The following is a 16,246-nucleotide window of genomic DNA, read 5'->3' as shown; positions in this document are numbered from 1 at the left end:
TGTATTGATCCTAGCGATTAGACAATAAGGCAGTAAGTGGGCGGAATGGCTGTAGCCATGCGCCTTCGTCAGGAAGCTTGTCCAGGCTGACACGGGGTAGCGGGTCACGGAATACTCCGGGCACTTCCTCTAAGTCTACGAACGTCAATGCTTCATCGGCTACTGCCCAAGCTGCGTGTTCGTGGAATCCTAGGACGGTGACGGCGACTCCCTCGGCGGCTAGCTCATCGAGGAGGTCTTTAAAATTCTGCCCGTCTGCGCTGGCTACCACTAAGCCCTTGAGCTTGCCGGCCTGGTGACGTAGGCGAATATGGGCGAGCATGTCCGGATCCACGTCGGTTTCTTCGGACAGCTTGGGCTTGGCAAACACCGCGAATCCGATGTTGCGCAATGCCTCAACCCAAGGGCGAACATTATCCGCACCACCGGGGGTGATATTGGCAAAGACGGTCGCCTCAGCCTCGATCTTGATGCCGGTGGTGTGGCTGAGTTCGCCTGCTTTTGCTAGCAGCCATTTACCTACGGCGTCGAAACGCGGGCGGTGGGCTGCATTAGGGCGGCCACCAAGGATGGCACCCAGCCCCATGTCTAGGTTGGGGGCGTCCCACACCAGAAGAAGCTCATTATCGGGTGCTACGGGGATGTGGAGAGGGATATCAAAGGAAGTCATTTTATTTCTTCCTCCACAGGAATTCCGTGATGGTGTGGTCTTTGTCCAGGCCCTTACCCTCAAATTTGGTGATGACCTGACGATCTGTGAGCTGCGGGCACTCTGGCCACGGCCAGCCCATGTACTCCAGCATGGGTTCTACATCGACCAGCTCGGTAATCCACTCGGCATAGTCGGCGTGATCGGTGGCTACGTGAAGAACACCGCCAGGCTTAAGCCGGGTGGCAATCAGGTTAAGCACGCCCGACTGGATGATGCGACGTTTATGGTGACGCGCTTTGGGCCAGGGATCCGGGAAATAGATACGGACTCCGTCGAGGGAGGATTCTCCGAACATGCGGGTGAGGACTTCCACCCCGTCGCCTCGGACCATGCGGATGTTATCGATGTCATTGCGGACGATCGCGCCGAGGAGCTTGGCAAGACCAGGCTTATACAGCTCGACGGCAATAACGTTGGTATCGGCCTCAAGTGGGGCCATGGCTGCGGTAGAGGTTCCGGTTCCGGATCCGATTTCTAAGATGGTGCGGGCGCCGTCACGACCGAACCATTCCGCGACGTTTATGCGCTCGTCGGACAGGACTGTTCCCAGCTTAGGCCAGTGTTCCTCCCACATACTCTCTTGATTATCGGTGAGTGTTCCGCGACGGAAACTGACGGATCCGAGGCGGGGATAATCAAGGTCGTTGTTGAACTGGTTATTAAAATCGGTTTGCAAAGGGCGCCCGGAGGGGAGCTCTCCGAGCGAATTTTGGGAATTATCAGAATTAGACATCCCTGCTATTTTGCCCCTCCGCTGGAATTTGTTCAATGTGTAAGCCCCAGCGCAGGGCAAAAAAGAGTGAATTAAAGTGAAAAGTGTGACCAAAGTGGTTGTTGGGGGAGCGATTTTTAGCTGATATTCCCCTATGGATTACTTAGACGTCAGACCTCTTTGGGTTGGTTGGTGCGGGAAGATGTGGAGATTTTCCGGGGGAGGTGGATGTGTAGCGCAGGTCCATAGTGGACGTTGGGAGTTCGGTAATGGTCTCTGTTTTGTGTGTGGCGTTGTGTACATTCTTGGTTGGCAAAACTGCAGCGCGCGCGATTATTTGCGGCACCTTATGAATATTTTGCACACTTTTGCCCCCGAAAGGGGTGGGTGTGTGAGGGGGAATTTTCAAAGATTTTCCCTCGGTCTGGTGCGAATATCGGGGGTGGAGCTGCGAATGGGCACTTTTTGTGATGCGCGTCTCTGAGTTAGTGTTCCTTTCCTCGTGTCTTAATGGCTACTGTGTGGTGAGGAAGAACAGTCAATTGACACGCGCAACTATGTCAGGAGAAGCGATGTCCACCGTGTCCATTAAGGGCCTTAAGGGTGAAGCCCCTACAAAGAATGAAGTATTACTGAATTGGATTGCGGAGAATGTAGAGCTTTTCCAGCCGGAGCAAGTCGTCTTTGCAGACGGCTCTCAAGAAGAGTGGGACCGACTTACCTCGGAGCTCGTTGAATCAGGCACGCTTATCCGCCTCAACGATGAGAAGCGCCCAAATAGCTTCCTCGCACGTTCCAACCCTGCGGACGTCGCACGCGTTGAGTCTCGTACCTTTATTTGTACCTCCACTCCGGAGGGTGCTGGCCCAACCAATAACTGGGCAGATCCGGTAGAGATGAAAGCCGAGATGACGGAACAATACCGTGGTGCCATGAAGGGGCGCACCATGTACGTAGTTCCGTTCTGTATGGGGCCTATCGACGACCCCGCGCCCAAGCTGGGTGTCCAGCTCACGGACTCCGCCTATGTGGTGCTTTCCATGCGCGTGATGACCCGCATGGGTGCTGAGGCGCTCGCCAAGATTGGCGACAACGGTTCTTTCGTTCCGTGTCTCCACTCCGTGGGCGCGCCATTAGAGCCGGGCCAGGAAGATGTTGCGTGGCCTTGCAATGAAACCAAGTACATTACGCAGTTCCCGGAGACCAAGGAGATCTGGTCCTTTGGATCCGGTTACGGCGGAAACGCCATCCTGGCCAAGAAGTGCTACGCGCTGCGTATTGCTTCTGTCATGGCTAAAGAAGAAGGCTGGATGGCTGAGCACATGCTCATCCTCAAGCTCACCTCTCCAGAAGACAAGGTCTATTACATTGCCGCCGCCTTCCCATCGGCATGTGGCAAGACCAACCTGGCGATGCTGCAGCCGACCATCGAAGGATGGAAGGCCGAGGTCGTTGGCGATGATATCGCATGGCTGCGCTTTGGCGAGGACGGACGTCTTTACGCCATCAACCCGGAGAACGGATTCTTTGGCGTAGCACCAGGAACCAACTACTCCTCTAACCCCAACGCCATGAAGACCATGGAGCCGGGCAACACCCTGTTCACCAACGTTGCGCTTACCGACGACGGCGACATCTGGTGGGAGGAACTGGAAAACCAGCCGGAGCACCTTATCGACTGGAAAGGCAACGACTGGACTCCGGAGAGCGATCAGCCTTCCAGCCACCCGAACTCTCGTTACTGCGTGCCACTAGAGCAGTGCCCCGTTGCCGCCGCAGAGTTCAACAACCCAGAAGGCGTTCCGATCTCCGCAATCCTTTTCGGTGGACGTCGCCCAGACACTGTTCCGCTGGTGTCTCAGGCTCACGATTGGAACCACGCCACCATGATCGGTGCGCTGCTATCCTCCGGCCAGACGGCCGCCGCCGAGGGCACCGTGGGTGCTTTGCGTCACGACCCCATGGCTATGCTGCCGTTCATCGGCTACAACGCTGCTGATTACTTGCAGCACTGGATCGACATGGGCAAGAAGGGCGGCGACAAGATGCCGGCTGTCTTCCTCGTGAACTGGTTCCGCCGTGGCGACGATGGCCGCTTCCTGTGGCCTGGCTTCGGAGACAACAGCCGCGTTCTTAAGTGGATTGTGGACCGCATTGAAGGCCGCGTAGAAGCCGATGAGACCATCGCTGGCTACACCGCACGCGTAGAGGACCTCGACCTTACTGGTCTGGACACCCCGATTGAAGACGTCAAGGAGGCACTCTCTGCCCCTGCCGCTCAATGGAAGGGCGACCTTGAGGATAACGAGCAGTACCTTGAGTTCCTTGGTTCCAAGGGATCCGCAGTGCCTGCAGAGGTGCTTGAGCAGTTTGAGGCTCTGAAGCAGCGCGTGGCTGCTGCAGAATAGCAAGAACTGTTGGGCCGGAGCTTCTCTTTAGTCGTAAGGGAGCTCCGGCTTTTTCAGAACTACCACGAGGTTACTCACAAGAAATTCACGGAGGATCGGGATCCGTACTAGCCACCATGCCCAGCGGGGGTGGTAACGAGGAAAAGCCAGAACCAGTTGAGCGTCGGATACACTACGCGCCCAGCGCAATCCCGCGGCACACGAGACATTAAATAAGGATGTCCCAAAAACATTTTTGGGCGGATGCCCGTGGCGGCGGCTGTAATAATCGCGGGCGAAATTACCGCCAATATAGTGTTGCCATAGGCCGGTCTCGTGCCCGCCAAAGGGCCCGAGCCACACGGTATAACTCAGGATTGCTAGACCACCCGGCCGTGTTACTCGCAGCATTTCTTCACCCATGAGCCAAGGGTCAGCGATGTGTTCTGCCACATTAGAGGAATACACAACATCAAAAGCATCTGCGCTAAAGGGCAAGGCAGTTCCGCTAGCGCGGACAGCATTCGCGATGCTAATACCTGCAGCTGACATTTCCCCAGCGTCGGGTTCAACACTGACGTAATGAATCCCGCGACGCTCAAACTCGTCAGCAAAATATCCGGGACCACCTCCGACGTCTAAGACACTGCCTATGGGCGAGTGAGTGTCTCTACACAGACTTGTTATGAGATTCGCAGTGTCTGCTGCTAATGGGGCATAGAATTTGTCAGGCGCGGTTTGCTCATGGCGAAAACTCCTCAGAAGGGTGAGGGATCGACGTAGGTTGGCAAGTTTTGCAGTATGCTGTGGTGGTTTCGCCATGGAGATTATCTTTTCATGCTCTAGGGTGGGTTGTGATATGAAGATTCTCTTATTATGTTGGCGTGATACGACGCATCCTCAAGGTGGCGGGAGTGAACGCTACCTTGAACGGGTCGCGGAATATTGTGCACGCCACGGACACGAGGTCATCTTCCGTACATCGTCTTATACAGATGCTCCTCGTCGCAGCATGCGCGAAGGCGTGAGGTTTTCTCGCAGCGGTGGCAAATTTGGGGTTTATCCTAAAGCCGCATTGGGGATGATTGCTGGACGCTTAGGATTGGGCACCATGCGTGGAGTTGACGTTGTGGTGGATACCCAAAACGGAATTCCCTTTTTTGCTGCACTTTTTTCTGGCAAGCCCACCATCTTGCTCACTCACCACTGCCATCGTGAGCAATGGCCAGTGGCCGGAAAGATCCTGTCCAAGATCGGCTGGTTTTTGGAATCTCGAGTATCGCCGTGGTTGCATCAGTCGTTGCGTTATGTCACGGTCTCCCAACCCAGCAAGGATGAACTCGTTGGGCTCGGAGTGCATCCCGAACGTGTGGACATCATTCGCAATGGGGTGGATCATCCACCCACGCATATGCGGCTGGAAGACGATGGCCGACTGCACCTGGTCACGCTTTCGCGCCTGGTGCCTCACAAACAGATTGAAGATGCCATCGAGGTGGTGCGCTCGCTTGACGGCGTAGTGTTAGACATCATCGGTTCTGGCTGGTGGGGGCAGCAGTTACGGGATAAAGCGGCGGATGTTGCAGACCGGGTGGTATTCCACGGCCAGGTTTCCGAGGAATACAAGCACGCCCTTTTGGACCGCGCAGCGATACACCTCATGCCTTCCCGCAAGGAGGGTTGGGGGCTGGCGGTGATTGAGGCGGCTCAGCATCGGGTGCCAACGATCGGTTATCGCTCCTCGGGCGGGCTTGTAGACTCCGTCCGGGAAGGTGGCGTGCTGGTCGGGGATCGGGACGAGTTTGTTGCGGAGACTCGCCGGTTGTTGGCGGACTCGGATCGTCGAGAAGCTGTAGGTGCGCTTGCTTATGAAGCGGCACAGGATTACTCCTGGGACGACACCGGTCGCCGCTTCCTCGATCTCATGGAACGCGTCGCCCATGCTCCGGCGACGCCCACGCCTCCCGCCAGCCACAACGAGGCAAGCGATACGCCTAACCAGTAACTACGCCCGCGGTGGGTGGTGCCGCCGATCTCCGTGATGATTTCCGCGCCGGAGCTTGTCGACGTCACCACCGCCCCAATACCGCGTTCCTTAAGACACTCGGTACAGCCGCGGCGCCATTCCTGCACCGCAGCCACATACCGAGGGGAAAGCTCGTCTACCAGCGTGCCATCTACCACCAGGCCTCCTGCTTCCACACTCGACTGAGCTTTGATCCTCGGATCCACCATGGTTCGCCCGCGGTAGGTCACCAGCCCCCGAGAATCCGGGAAGAGCACGTCCCCCTCGGAGCTTGGCCAGGGGCGCTCGGTTACCGGGGTGAGCTGTTTGAGAGCCACCGGGGCATCAGGAACCTGCAGAATCACAAGAAAGAGAGTGATAAGAGCAAGCGGTCGGTATCGCATCCTGCCCGCTCCTGTCACCAGCGCGGGGATAAGCAGCATGATGAGTTTTTGAGAATCGCGGAAAAGGCTTGCACCGGGTACATGGGTGAGCAACCACCCGCCAGCCGGAGTATTCAGCACGAGGCAGGCCGCCACTGCTGCGGCACCGAGCAACTGCCACCGCCGGGGAGCTTTCCAGAATGTGAGCACGCCTAGTGCTATCCCAAACACCGCAAAGCCCGCAGCTCGTGAAGGCGGCACCGCCTCAGCATTCCATATGCCACCTAGACCCATAAGTGCGCCCAAGGTGCCAGTCCAGGTTTCTGCGCGGGCGAGAAACACTGTTGTGGAAGACGCCGGCACAGTGACAAGGCTCGGGATGAGCCACGGCAGGCTGGCAGCCGCACCAGCTAACAAGACAGGGAGTTTAGAACGAGCGGCAACCAGACCCGTGATAGTTGCCACGACCGCCCCCGTGGGGGTCAAAGAACTCAGCCACATCGCCGCAATCCGCCCCCGCGTCGGGGCCGTGATCACCATCGGCAATAACCATGCAGCGATTACCAAAGACCAATGACCTTGCAATAGCCGCTCCACCACAAACGGATTCCACAGGGTAAGCGTTATCGCGGCAGCCCGTGACCATGGAGTGTTACCCAGTCGGGCAGCCCCGATAGCCCCGGCGACAGCAGCCGCCAGCAACAGCAGCCGCACTACCCACGTAGCTGGAACCACGTGGCCCAACAGCGCAAGCACTCCGTCTTGGGGCGCATTACGTGCGGGAAGATCGCCAAAACCCACGGCGCCCGCGGTCAGTGCTGGGTGATTGAGCACCACCATGTCGCGCAGCCCCAACATTCCGGACCACCCGGAAGGTAGCCACAAGGCCCACATGAGCAGGGTGAGCAGCATCGCAGTCCATGCGACGAGCAGATACGACGAAGAACGCGCGCCGGGGGCAGACATGCTAAGGCTGTGAAGGAACGTCGTGGGGGCGTCGTACAGCAAGCCAAAGACCTACCACAAGCAGGGCAAAACCAAGCATTTTTGCGACGAACCCGCCGATGCGCAGCCGGTGCAAAGTATTCACTGTCGGCTGAGCTTCATCGTGGGCATATTCTTGAGTCGTGGCATCCCATTGAAGTTTGGTCTTTAAAATTGTGCGCATGGGATCCTGACCACGCTGCGCGGTAGCATCTGCGTCCTGCTGGTCGGTGGCATAGAACATGAACACGTCTTCGCTCTGATTAACCACCACACCGCTCTTGGGCTCTACCCACAGGGTGCGCTTGACGGTGTAATAAGGGGTGAGCTTGACCGTACCGGGACGACCCTCGCCATAGAACTTGGACGCGGGGGCCGTGATCTGCATCTTGCGTATCTGGTCTTGCTGTTCCTGGCTGAGATCACTCGTGGTGGCTTCCATCGAGGGCTCATCGGAGATGTCCTCGGGTTGGGTGAAAGATCGTGTCGCGGCTTTGACCAAGTCCGTGGCGGGGATATTTTGGGTAAACCTGTAGATCCCGTTATCTTCCTCCACATAATCCAGTGGCCAGGGTTTTTGTGCGATGGGGTCAAAGAATTGATACGAGCGGCGTTCTGTATTGAACGGGTAAAAGTATTGGAGTCCGTCGCGGGCAAAATCTCCGGTGTCAAAGCTCAAATTAAGGCTTGGTGCGGTGACCTTCATATGCGAAGCGAAATCCAAGACCGGATAGGTGGAATGCCTGATAAGGCGCAGTTTGTCATCGATATCGATGATGGATTTTTTGGTGTCTGTACGTATGAGGTTTTCCGTGACGTGGAGGTCGACTTCGTCGCGGACATCGGTTTTGACCGTTTTGATCTCTCGATGCAGTTGGGTGGTGGTGTTAACCACAAAGCAGCTTTGCGGGGCATCGGCGGGGCAAGGGGCCTCAGGATCGTAGAGAGTAGTGGCCGCAGGGGTAGTGGTGATCTGTCTGGTGGTGTTTACCGGAATAGGCTTGATTCTGCTAATCATAAGTGCAGGTCCAGCCGCTGCAATGATAAAGAGCGCGGCTGCCGCCACAAAGGCAATAATAGGGGCACGTCGTGCATGCTTTTCGGAACGCACAAATAGGGTATTCCGTGCGCCCATACCAGCAGCATCCACACCGGTGTCTTTGCTGTCCATCACCCTGACGACTCTCTACTTTCCGCTAGGATCCCTTAAAGTGTCTCCATCGTACCCACCGCGCACGCGAAACTTCCTCCCCCAGCTCGAGGGGCTACGAGGTGTGGCTGCCACCGGGGTGCTCCTCACACACACGGCTTTTCAAACAGGGATGAGCCAATCGGGAATCGTAGGGGCGATACTCGCGCGCTTTGACTTCTTTGTCGCAGTATTTTTTGGTCTTTCAGCATTCTTGCTCTGGCGTGGTGATCACTCGGGCTCCCCACTCTCGTATTTCCGCCGCCGTGCCTTACGCATCCTCCCGGCCTATTGGGTGTGCGTTCTGCTTGTTTTTGCGTTCTTGCCGGATTCTTTTGGCACGGGATGGCGCACAATCTTAGCCACCTTGACCCTCACTCAGGTGTACCCAGCTCACAGCCTTGCCGGCGGTTTGACTCACCTCTGGTCGCTGAGCGTGGAAGTAGCGTTTTACCTTTTCCTGCCGGTGCTGGTGTGGGCGCTGCGGGGGGCGTCGAAAAGCAAGCGCCTGCTGTGCTTTTTCGGGATGTTTGCGGCGGGGATCGGATGGGCTGCGGTGCCGTGGCCTCTCGATCTAGCCGGCGGAATTAACTTTCAGATTTTCCCGCCTTCCTATGCGCCCTGGTTTGTCGTCGGCCTTATCGCAGCTGAGCTGGAGGGGACACGGATAACCGCATGGAAAGGCTTTAATCTCACGTGGCTGTGGTGGGTGCTAGCCCTTGGCGTGGCGTGGGTGGCGAGCCAGCCATGGTTTGGTCCGCAGGGTTTGACGCATCCCACACCCGGAGAATTTGTGCGAAAAATCCTGGCAGGGGCGCTTTTTGGGGCGCTGATATTGCTGCCTTATGCCTGGGGGACAGGGAGCGCGCGGGCATCGCTTCTCAGTAGTCGGCCCCTGCTTACTTTGGGACGGTGGAGCTACTCGCTGTTTCTTTGGCACCTCCCGGTGTTGTCGATGGTCTTCCCGCTGTTGGGGATCGCGCCGTTTTCTGGGCATTTCATTCTTGTCACCGCAGTCTGCTTTGTGGCAAGCGTCGTTGTGGCAGCGGCGAGCTTTACGTTGGTGGAAAAGAATGCCCGTTGGGCGCGATAATGTCGTTTTTGAGAACGCTAGAAAATGCATCCTGGGGTTTTATGTGAGCCACAAGCGCTAGCGTTCCCAAAAACGACAATTCTTGCTTAGCAACGGGCATAGTAACGCCAGGCAACACAGCACGTCAGTAAAAGGCACAAGATCAAAGTAGTGGGCGCTGGGCCAGGGGGTACGCGCGAGCCAGAGGGCGGTGATTGCCATCATTGCGCCGATGATGATGGTGGGAGTGATGGTGGTAAAACGCCGGATAGCCCAGAGGCTAGGAAGCATCAGCAGTCCCCACCATCCCACGACGCAGCAGATCGCCGCCGCACCAACAAGGGGAAGGATGAGCGCAGGCCAGGGCTTGACAGGAGGCTCGGTGGTGCGCCGTCGCCGGCTGATCGCCAGGACACACCCCACCGCGATCACCATCGCAAGCACCCCGCCGCCGAGCAGCCCGCGGCGGTAGGTGGCGTCGGCACGCATGCTGAGTGTTACGGTGCCGTGGGCGCCTGGCGGGACGATAAAGCTTTGCGACGCCGCGTTAAACTCCGCCGGACGTAGTTCCGTGCCATCGCTCAACGTTGCCGTGAGCCCTTTGTTGGCGGCGCGGGTGGTTACGAGGATTCTGTCGTGGTCAGCGGGAGGAATGCTTTCTCCGCGAGCGATATCGCGCAGATTACTCCTCGGTGAGTAGCCCGGTTCGCTGAGGCGGACCCAGTTGGAGCGAGTGCGGATCTCATGGTGACCGGCGGTGAGCACGAGGTCGTCGCCGCAGGTGTGGGGGGTGTCGTCGATATGCGTGGGTTGATGGCAGTCGGACTGGGACAGTCGAACTGTGAGGTCTTTGGGGAGGCTAAAACTCCTGATGATCACGCCGGTATCCACCGCAACCTTTTGAAACAGGAATTCCCGGACGCTCGCGGGGGCTTCCGGTACCGTGACCACCCGTTGGATCGATGTGCCTTCAATGGTGGCCTCGGCAATGCCTACTTTTCCGGATTGCGTTGTGGTTGGACGTTGTGGTCCCAAGGTGATGCGCACGGCATCGGTGGGGCCGCCGGGCACTTTGATGGTGGTGGGAATTCCAGGTTTGAGCTTGACCTTTGTGTGGGCTCCTGCGCTGCTTATGGTGACCTCTGCGGGAGAGCCAGTGATGGTGAGCCTCAGCGTTGGGTTATCGGAGTGCGCCCGTAGTTCTAGCCATTGCCCTTCTTGCGTCCCTGGGGCGGGAAACCATGCGGTGTCTGGGTCGCCATCAACGGCAGCGGTCAGGGAACGCTCGGGGTGCGCGCCGCCGAAAGCAGTGGCATCCGAGGCAGACGAAGATGCTGCCACGCTGCCGCCGGTCTCTACGACGCGCGTATAAGAGCCTTGCGACGGATAATCGAGCGCTGCGCCCTTAGCATCATGGGCTTCGTCAGCGGAGGCGAGCGGGGCGGAGATCGCAGACTCTATGGTGCCAAAGTTGCGAGCCATCAACATGGGCGTATCGGTGACTATCTCTGCGCCTTCATGAGTGAGTTCGTAGAGGCCGCGGGGTAGCAGCGGGAGGATTTCGCCGCCACCTGCAAGCTTTGTGGGTGTGGGGGCGGCCGTTTCTGCGTCGGCAAGCAGCATGTTGCGCTGGGGGGCAAACACGATCACATCGACCTCGCCAAAGGTGCGGACCTCTGCAGTGGGGAACAGGCGCTGGACTTTGCTCAAGGTGAGCGCTGTCCCGGTGGTGCCCACGACGGAATCGTCAAGATCATGTCGGAGTACCAGCGCGCCGACACCGAGACGTTCGAGCTGGGCTGGTAGCTCGCTCAATTCGCCTTCATCAATAGCCGCAAGCGTTCCATCGAGCGTGCGGATTGCCTCTGGAGGAACAAGGGGCACGGCATCGCGAACAAGCCACGGAACAGACAACAACGGCTGCAGCGGCTCATCCCTGGTCCACCCCCAGTCTTGGCGGGCAAAACTGGCCGCGGGCAGTATCAAGGTGCGGGTGCCCGAGGCTTTCTCATTGAGAAAATCAGCAGCCTCCGGCCAATACGAGGGGACCTGACTATAGGCACCCGAGGGAAGCAAGCGTCCCGACCATGCAGGAGAAACCGCTGCTGCCGCAACGAGCATGACGAGGGCATAAACCGCTGCGCGACGGGGAACATCCCGAGTCCAGCGAATCTGGATAGCGTGGGCAACGCCTATGAGCAGTGGGATTCGTAAAAGCGGGTCAAACTTATGCACGTTGCGCAGTGCGGCGCCGGGGCCGTCGAGAAACTCAGGTACTAAATGCGCCCCGCACACAACAATCACGCCCACAAAGAGCAACGCAATCCAGAATGAACGAAACCTCAGGCCGGGGCGGCATAGGCCGATCAGCCCGATGGCTGCGATGGCCAGCGTCACCACGACAAAATAGGGGCTGGTGGCAAGCGCATGGCCGGCTTCTCGCTCGGTTTCTACGAAAGGCGTCCACGACGTGGTGCCGCGTAAGGCTTCAGCGGCGTTGAGCCAGCGCGTGGTGACAAAGGAGCTCTCGATAAAATCAGTAAAAGGAGTGGAATACGTACCGAGGACGGCCAGCGGCACCAACCACCACACGCTCACCGCAATGCAACCAACAGCCCAAACAGCAAAGAACCGCCAGCGCCGCAGCCACAGCAACAACAACGCGGCGGGAACACACGCGGCCACCGTGGCCGTCGCATTCACCGCGCCCATACCTATCACTGCCAGCAACGATGCTGCTACTCCGGGGAAACCCTGTACGGGAGGCCGTCGGCTAGCGTGGGGAGTGCCAGCCACCGTGCCAACCACCGGGAGCAGCGGCCACAGCACCCAGGGCGCCAGCGCCACCGGCCAGGCCTCTGAGGAAATGGCGGTCAAGGTGGTCAGAATCCGAGGAGAAAGTGCATACAACGCGGCTGCTAACGCACGCGAGCCGCTGGAGCCGACCCCTAGTCTGTGGGTAAGCAACAAAAAACCCGAAAAAGCCAAGCCCAGAAGCAAGGTCCACCACAGACGCTGGGCTATCCAATCCGGGAGCGGGGAAGCAAGGAGAAAAAAGGCCCCCTGTGGGAAGAGGTAACCGTAGGCCTGATTTTGCAGCTGGCCCATGGGGAAAATATCAGTCCATGGATGAAGAGCTGCGCTAAGAAAACGAGCTGGATTAGCAACGAGATCGTGTTTTGTGTCTGCAGCAGTTAAGCCCCACGGTTGTGAAAAACTAATCAGAGCAGCGCATATCCAGCCGGAAAGATGAGATCGGCGAGCGAAGAACAACAAGAGCAAAGACACATGCGCGACCAGGAAGTCAGCTATGCTCCGAGTCTTTGGTGCCTGTATCTGTGAAGGGGATGCCAAAGCCGGGTCTACTGACGTGAGCCATACTCCGGGTCACCGAGGACCGAAGAATCGGCGTTCGCGGCACCGTTGGCTGGCCCAGAATCGACGAGCGACACACCAATCACAGCCACAATACCCACCGCGATACCGATAACGGCGCTGGCTATGGTGGGGCCGAGGGTGCGGCGGTTAAGGGAATCGGATTCAAAAGCCATACATATAACAATACCGTGGTTTACTGGATGGGCAATGCACATGAAACGACTTCTCGCCGCCGCCCTCCTCGGTGCGCTCGCCGCATGCAGCGACGCCGGAACCGATACGGATTCCGCCAGCACCGAGGTCACTACTGCGTCCACTACTGCGTCCACTACTGCGTCTGCAACGCAGGAAACCAGTGCGCCCCCAAGCGCAAAGACGCAGCCTAACGACGTCCGCGCTCAAGCCGCGAGCCTCATGATGGTGGGAGTAAGCAACTACGACGACGCCCTCTCTGCCTTAAACCAAGGTGTTGGAGGCATCTTCATAGGGTCAGGTACAGATCCCAACCTTCTCACCGCGCCGGGTAGAAACATCGAGGCATTGCGTAAGGCCGTGGGGCGCGATTTCTCTGTCTCCATCGACTTTGAAGGCGGGCGGGTTCTCCGACACCAAGGAATCCTAGGGACCTTCCCCTCACCTCAAGTGATGGCGCAAACCATGAACCCTGAGCAGGTTCGAGGCATGGCTAAAACGATGGGCGACTCACTGTTCGCACACGGGGTGACGGTGAACTTTGCGCCAGTTGCGGACATAGACGCTGGACTCGATGTCGTGGGCGATCGCGCCTTTAGCGCGGACCCCAATATTGATGCAGAGTATGCGGCAGCCTTTGCTCAAGGAATGCTAGACGCAGGGGTCCGGCCAGTGTTTAAGCATTTCCCCGGACACGGACGTGCCAGTGGCGACTCCCACACAGGGCAGGTGTTTACCCCGCCATTGGGAGACCTAGAGAACATTGATTTGGTGCCCTATAGCCGGATTAATGTCCCCGGTGCTGGCGTGATGCTCGGGCACATGGTGGTTCCCGACCTAGGCTCGCCCAAGAATGGTCTTCCCTCCACCCTTAATCCAGCCGCCTACCAGCTGCTACGCACTGGTTCTTATCGCGGCGGGCATCCTTTCGATGGTGTGGTCTATACCGACGATCTTGCTATGGGCGCAATCACAGGAATTATGCCTGTTCCCCAGGCTGTGGTGGCGTCGTTGCAGTCAGGTGCCGATCAAGCATTGTGGGTGACCACTGCTGGGCTCAAAGAGGCTATCGACGCTACCGTTGCGGCCGTCGAAACGGGCGCATATCCCAGAGCCCAATTTGAAGACTCTGTACGCAGGGTCGGTGTTCTTTGATCTCTTTGGGAAGAGTTAAGTAAAAAATTATTATCGTGCGATTATCGTGTGATGAAAATCCATAAAAACAGGATCAGTAAAGGTTATAAGGGGTTCGTAGCCACGAGAATGGCGGTACGAAAAAATTGCACAGCGGAGCTTTAGGGTTCTTGGAATAGTCGCTAACACCCCGTGTCCACTAAGTTGGTGTGAGTGAGTTCAAAGAAGGCAGCTAAGTTCGGCGCAGGCGTGGTTCTGGGCATCGCTTTGCTCGGCGGCGTCGGGTACGGCACGGACTATGTGATCAACCAAGGATCTGTCCCTCGGGGGACAAGCGTTGGCGGAATCAACATCGGCGGGATGGACAAAGATGAAGCCATCTCGACACTAAAAAAGGGTTTGGCGTTGAGCGCCCAAGTGCAGATCACTGCGGGAGAACAGCACTCTAGCCTCTCGCCTGAAGCTTCAGGGCTTGGAGTGGATTGGGAGAAAACAATCGACGGGGCAGGCGCACAATCTGCCAACCCGTTTACCCGCTTGGCTAGCTTCTTCACCACCCATGAGATCAACATTGTCTCCACCGTCGATGAGGCTAAGTTGACCCCGCAGCTGGACCGAGTGGAAAAAGAACTAACTCCTGCACCTCAGGACGCCAGCTTGGATATCCACGGTGGCAAGGTCAACTCACACGCATCCGTGAACGGGCAGAGCCTGAGCCGTCAGGAGCTCAATAGTGCAGTCGTCTCTGATTGGCTCAAACCCGACGGTGTGAACGTGAAGGTCAACACCACCAAGCCGGCTATTGGCGAATCCGCACTGAAGAAAGCGGAAGAGACAGCCAACGCTGCGCTTCAAGGCCCCTTGGTACTGCATGGACGCGATAACATCGACGGCTTCATTCCCGTGGAACGGCTGGCTGAGGTCCTCACCTTTGTTCCAGATAATGACTCGCTGCGACCAGACATTAACGTAGAAGCAGCTAAGGGAATTTTCCTGGAGAACCTCGGGGTGACTGAGGTGAAAAGGCAAAACGCTAACATCATCTTCCGCGGTGGAACCAAGACTGTCACCCCTAGCGTGGATGGCATCACCATTGACTGGGAGAAGACCCTAGAAAACTTCCATGAGCGTGTGACTTCCAAAGACAAACGAACCTTCGACGCTGTCTACATTGATGAACCCGCGACCTTTACCACTGAACAGGCGGAACGGGCCACTTTTGACGAGGTCGTAGGCGAATTCACCACGGGCGGTTATTCGCAAGCCTCGGGCGTGAACATCGCTCGCGTTGCGGAGATGGTCAACGGGGCAATTGTCGCGCCGGGAGATACATTCTCATTGAATGGCTACACGGGGCCGCGCGGGCGCGCACAAGGTTTTGTGGAATCCGGCGTCATTCTCAACGGACGAGCAGACAAGGCGGTAGGCGGTGGCATTAGTCAGTTTGCCACTACCTTGTACAACGCCTCCTACTTTGCCGGGATGCAAGACGTAGCACACACCAATCACAGCTTCTACATCTCGCGCTATCCCGCGGGACGCGAGGCCACGGTCTATGAAGGTGCTATCGATCTGCAGTTTAAGAACACCTCCCCATATCCCGTCAGAATCGTGACCTCTGCAGGTGGCGGCAACGTGACCGTTAAACTCACGGGAGTAAAGACCGTCAACGTGGAATCCATCAACGGAGGGCGCTGGAATTACACCCCGCCGAGGCCGATCCGACTCTCTGGTCCGGATTGCACGCCTTCCGGCGGTGCCCAAGGTTTCACCACATCTGATACCCGCATTGTACGAGATCTCAGCGGCAACCAAATTTCGCGGGAAACCACGACTACCGTCTACGATCCGTCACCGATCGTGACTTGTTCTTAAGCGGTATGAAAGCGCGCGGCCAGCAGGTCGCGCGCTTTTTGCATGGAATGGCACTTTGGGGCCTCTAGAAGAAGCGGTGGGGCTCTGAGGGTAGGGGAGCTAGTGCTTTCAAAGCGGCGAGGGAATCTGGTTGATTTAAGGCCAGACACGTCGGCTGCGTGATCGCTATATGTAGCGCATAGGCGTTAAGGGGGGTATGGATATCAATATTTTACATTTTGAA

11 protein-coding genes are annotated in these 16,246 nt (G+C 57.5%); 5 read left to right on the top strand and 6 right to left on the bottom strand.

Translation table 11 applies throughout. The annotated features are described in order from the left end of the window. Positions 1-10 precede the first annotated feature (10 nt). Together CULFRC11_RS10100 and trmB are read right to left on the bottom strand one after the other, a co-directional pair. The gene (locus CULFRC11_RS10100; RefSeq protein WP_023636454.1) at positions 11-670 is read right to left on the bottom strand and encodes an NYN domain-containing protein; all 660 of its coding nucleotides are present in this window, start codon (positions 668-670) and stop codon (positions 11-13) included. A 1-nt stretch (position 671) separates the two neighbouring features. Continuing rightward, positions 672-1,445: a tRNA (guanosine(46)-N7)-methyltransferase TrmB gene (trmB, locus tag CULFRC11_RS10095; RefSeq protein ID WP_023636453.1), complete on the bottom strand. Its 774-nt coding sequence runs from the start codon at positions 1,443-1,445 to the stop codon at positions 672-674. A gap of 551 nt (positions 1,446-1,996) precedes the next feature. Here trmB and CULFRC11_RS10090 point away from each other — a divergent pair. Then, complete coding sequence (locus CULFRC11_RS10090) at positions 1,997-3,832, top strand: phosphoenolpyruvate carboxykinase (GTP) (protein WP_014836889.1); 1,836 nt, start codon at positions 1,997-1,999, stop codon at positions 3,830-3,832. Positions 3,833-3,859: 27 nt separating this feature from the next. Here the strand turns inward: CULFRC11_RS10090 and CULFRC11_RS10085 are convergent, their stop codons facing one another. Next, positions 3,860-4,633: a class I SAM-dependent methyltransferase gene (locus CULFRC11_RS10085; protein WP_038620854.1), complete on the bottom strand. Its 774-nt coding sequence runs from the start codon at positions 4,631-4,633 to the stop codon at positions 3,860-3,862. Between the two features lie 37 nt (positions 4,634-4,670). On the opposite strand from CULFRC11_RS10085, the gene CULFRC11_RS11400 reads away from it, so the two are divergent. Continuing rightward, on the top strand, positions 4,671-5,816 hold the full coding sequence (locus tag CULFRC11_RS11400) for a glycosyltransferase family 4 protein (protein ID WP_080669079.1): 1,146 nt from the start codon (positions 4,671-4,673) through the stop codon (positions 5,814-5,816). Between the two features lie 1,350 nt (positions 5,817-7,166). Here the strand turns inward: CULFRC11_RS11400 and CULFRC11_RS10065 are convergent. Then, the gene (locus tag CULFRC11_RS10065) at positions 7,167-8,354 is read right to left on the bottom strand and encodes a PorA family protein (protein WP_023636448.1); all 1,188 of its coding nucleotides are present in this window, start codon (positions 8,352-8,354) and stop codon (positions 7,167-7,169) included. 40 nt (positions 8,355-8,394) lie between these two features. Here CULFRC11_RS10065 and CULFRC11_RS10060 point away from each other — a divergent pair, with 40 nt between their 5' ends. Then, the gene (locus CULFRC11_RS10060) at positions 8,395-9,465 is read left to right on the top strand and encodes an acyltransferase family protein (RefSeq protein ID WP_031270677.1); all 1,071 of its coding nucleotides are present in this window, start codon (positions 8,395-8,397) and stop codon (positions 9,463-9,465) included. Positions 9,466-9,522: 57 nt separating this feature from the next. Here the strand turns inward: CULFRC11_RS10060 and CULFRC11_RS10055 are convergent, their stop codons facing one another. Both CULFRC11_RS10055 and CULFRC11_RS10050 read right to left on the bottom strand, forming a co-directional pair. Next, positions 9,523-12,744, bottom strand: a complete 3,222-nt coding sequence (locus CULFRC11_RS10055; RefSeq protein ID WP_051373215.1) for an alpha-(1->3)-arabinofuranosyltransferase domain-containing protein — start codon at positions 12,742-12,744, stop codon at positions 9,523-9,525. A gap of 62 nt (positions 12,745-12,806) precedes the next feature. Continuing rightward, positions 12,807-12,995, bottom strand: a complete 189-nt coding sequence (locus tag CULFRC11_RS10050) for a DUF2613 domain-containing protein (protein ID WP_014836883.1) — start codon at positions 12,993-12,995, stop codon at positions 12,807-12,809. 34 nt (positions 12,996-13,029) lie between these two features. Here CULFRC11_RS10050 and CULFRC11_RS10045 point away from each other — a divergent pair, with 34 nt between their 5' ends. Together CULFRC11_RS10045 and CULFRC11_RS10040 are read left to right on the top strand one after the other, a co-directional pair. Next, complete coding sequence (locus tag CULFRC11_RS10045) at positions 13,030-14,169, top strand: glycoside hydrolase family 3 N-terminal domain-containing protein (RefSeq protein WP_031270673.1); 1,140 nt, start codon at positions 13,030-13,032, stop codon at positions 14,167-14,169. 192 nt (positions 14,170-14,361) lie between these two features. Further along, on the top strand, positions 14,362-16,023 hold the full coding sequence (locus tag CULFRC11_RS10040) for a VanW family protein (protein WP_014526355.1): 1,662 nt from the start codon (positions 14,362-14,364) through the stop codon (positions 16,021-16,023). The last annotated feature ends 223 nt before the right edge of the window (positions 16,024-16,246 follow it).

Source organism: Corynebacterium ulcerans (assembly GCF_000767685.1).
GTDB lineage: Bacteria > Actinomycetota > Actinomycetes > Mycobacteriales > Mycobacteriaceae > Corynebacterium > Corynebacterium ulcerans.
This window is presented reverse-complemented; position numbering and strand designations above follow the sequence as displayed.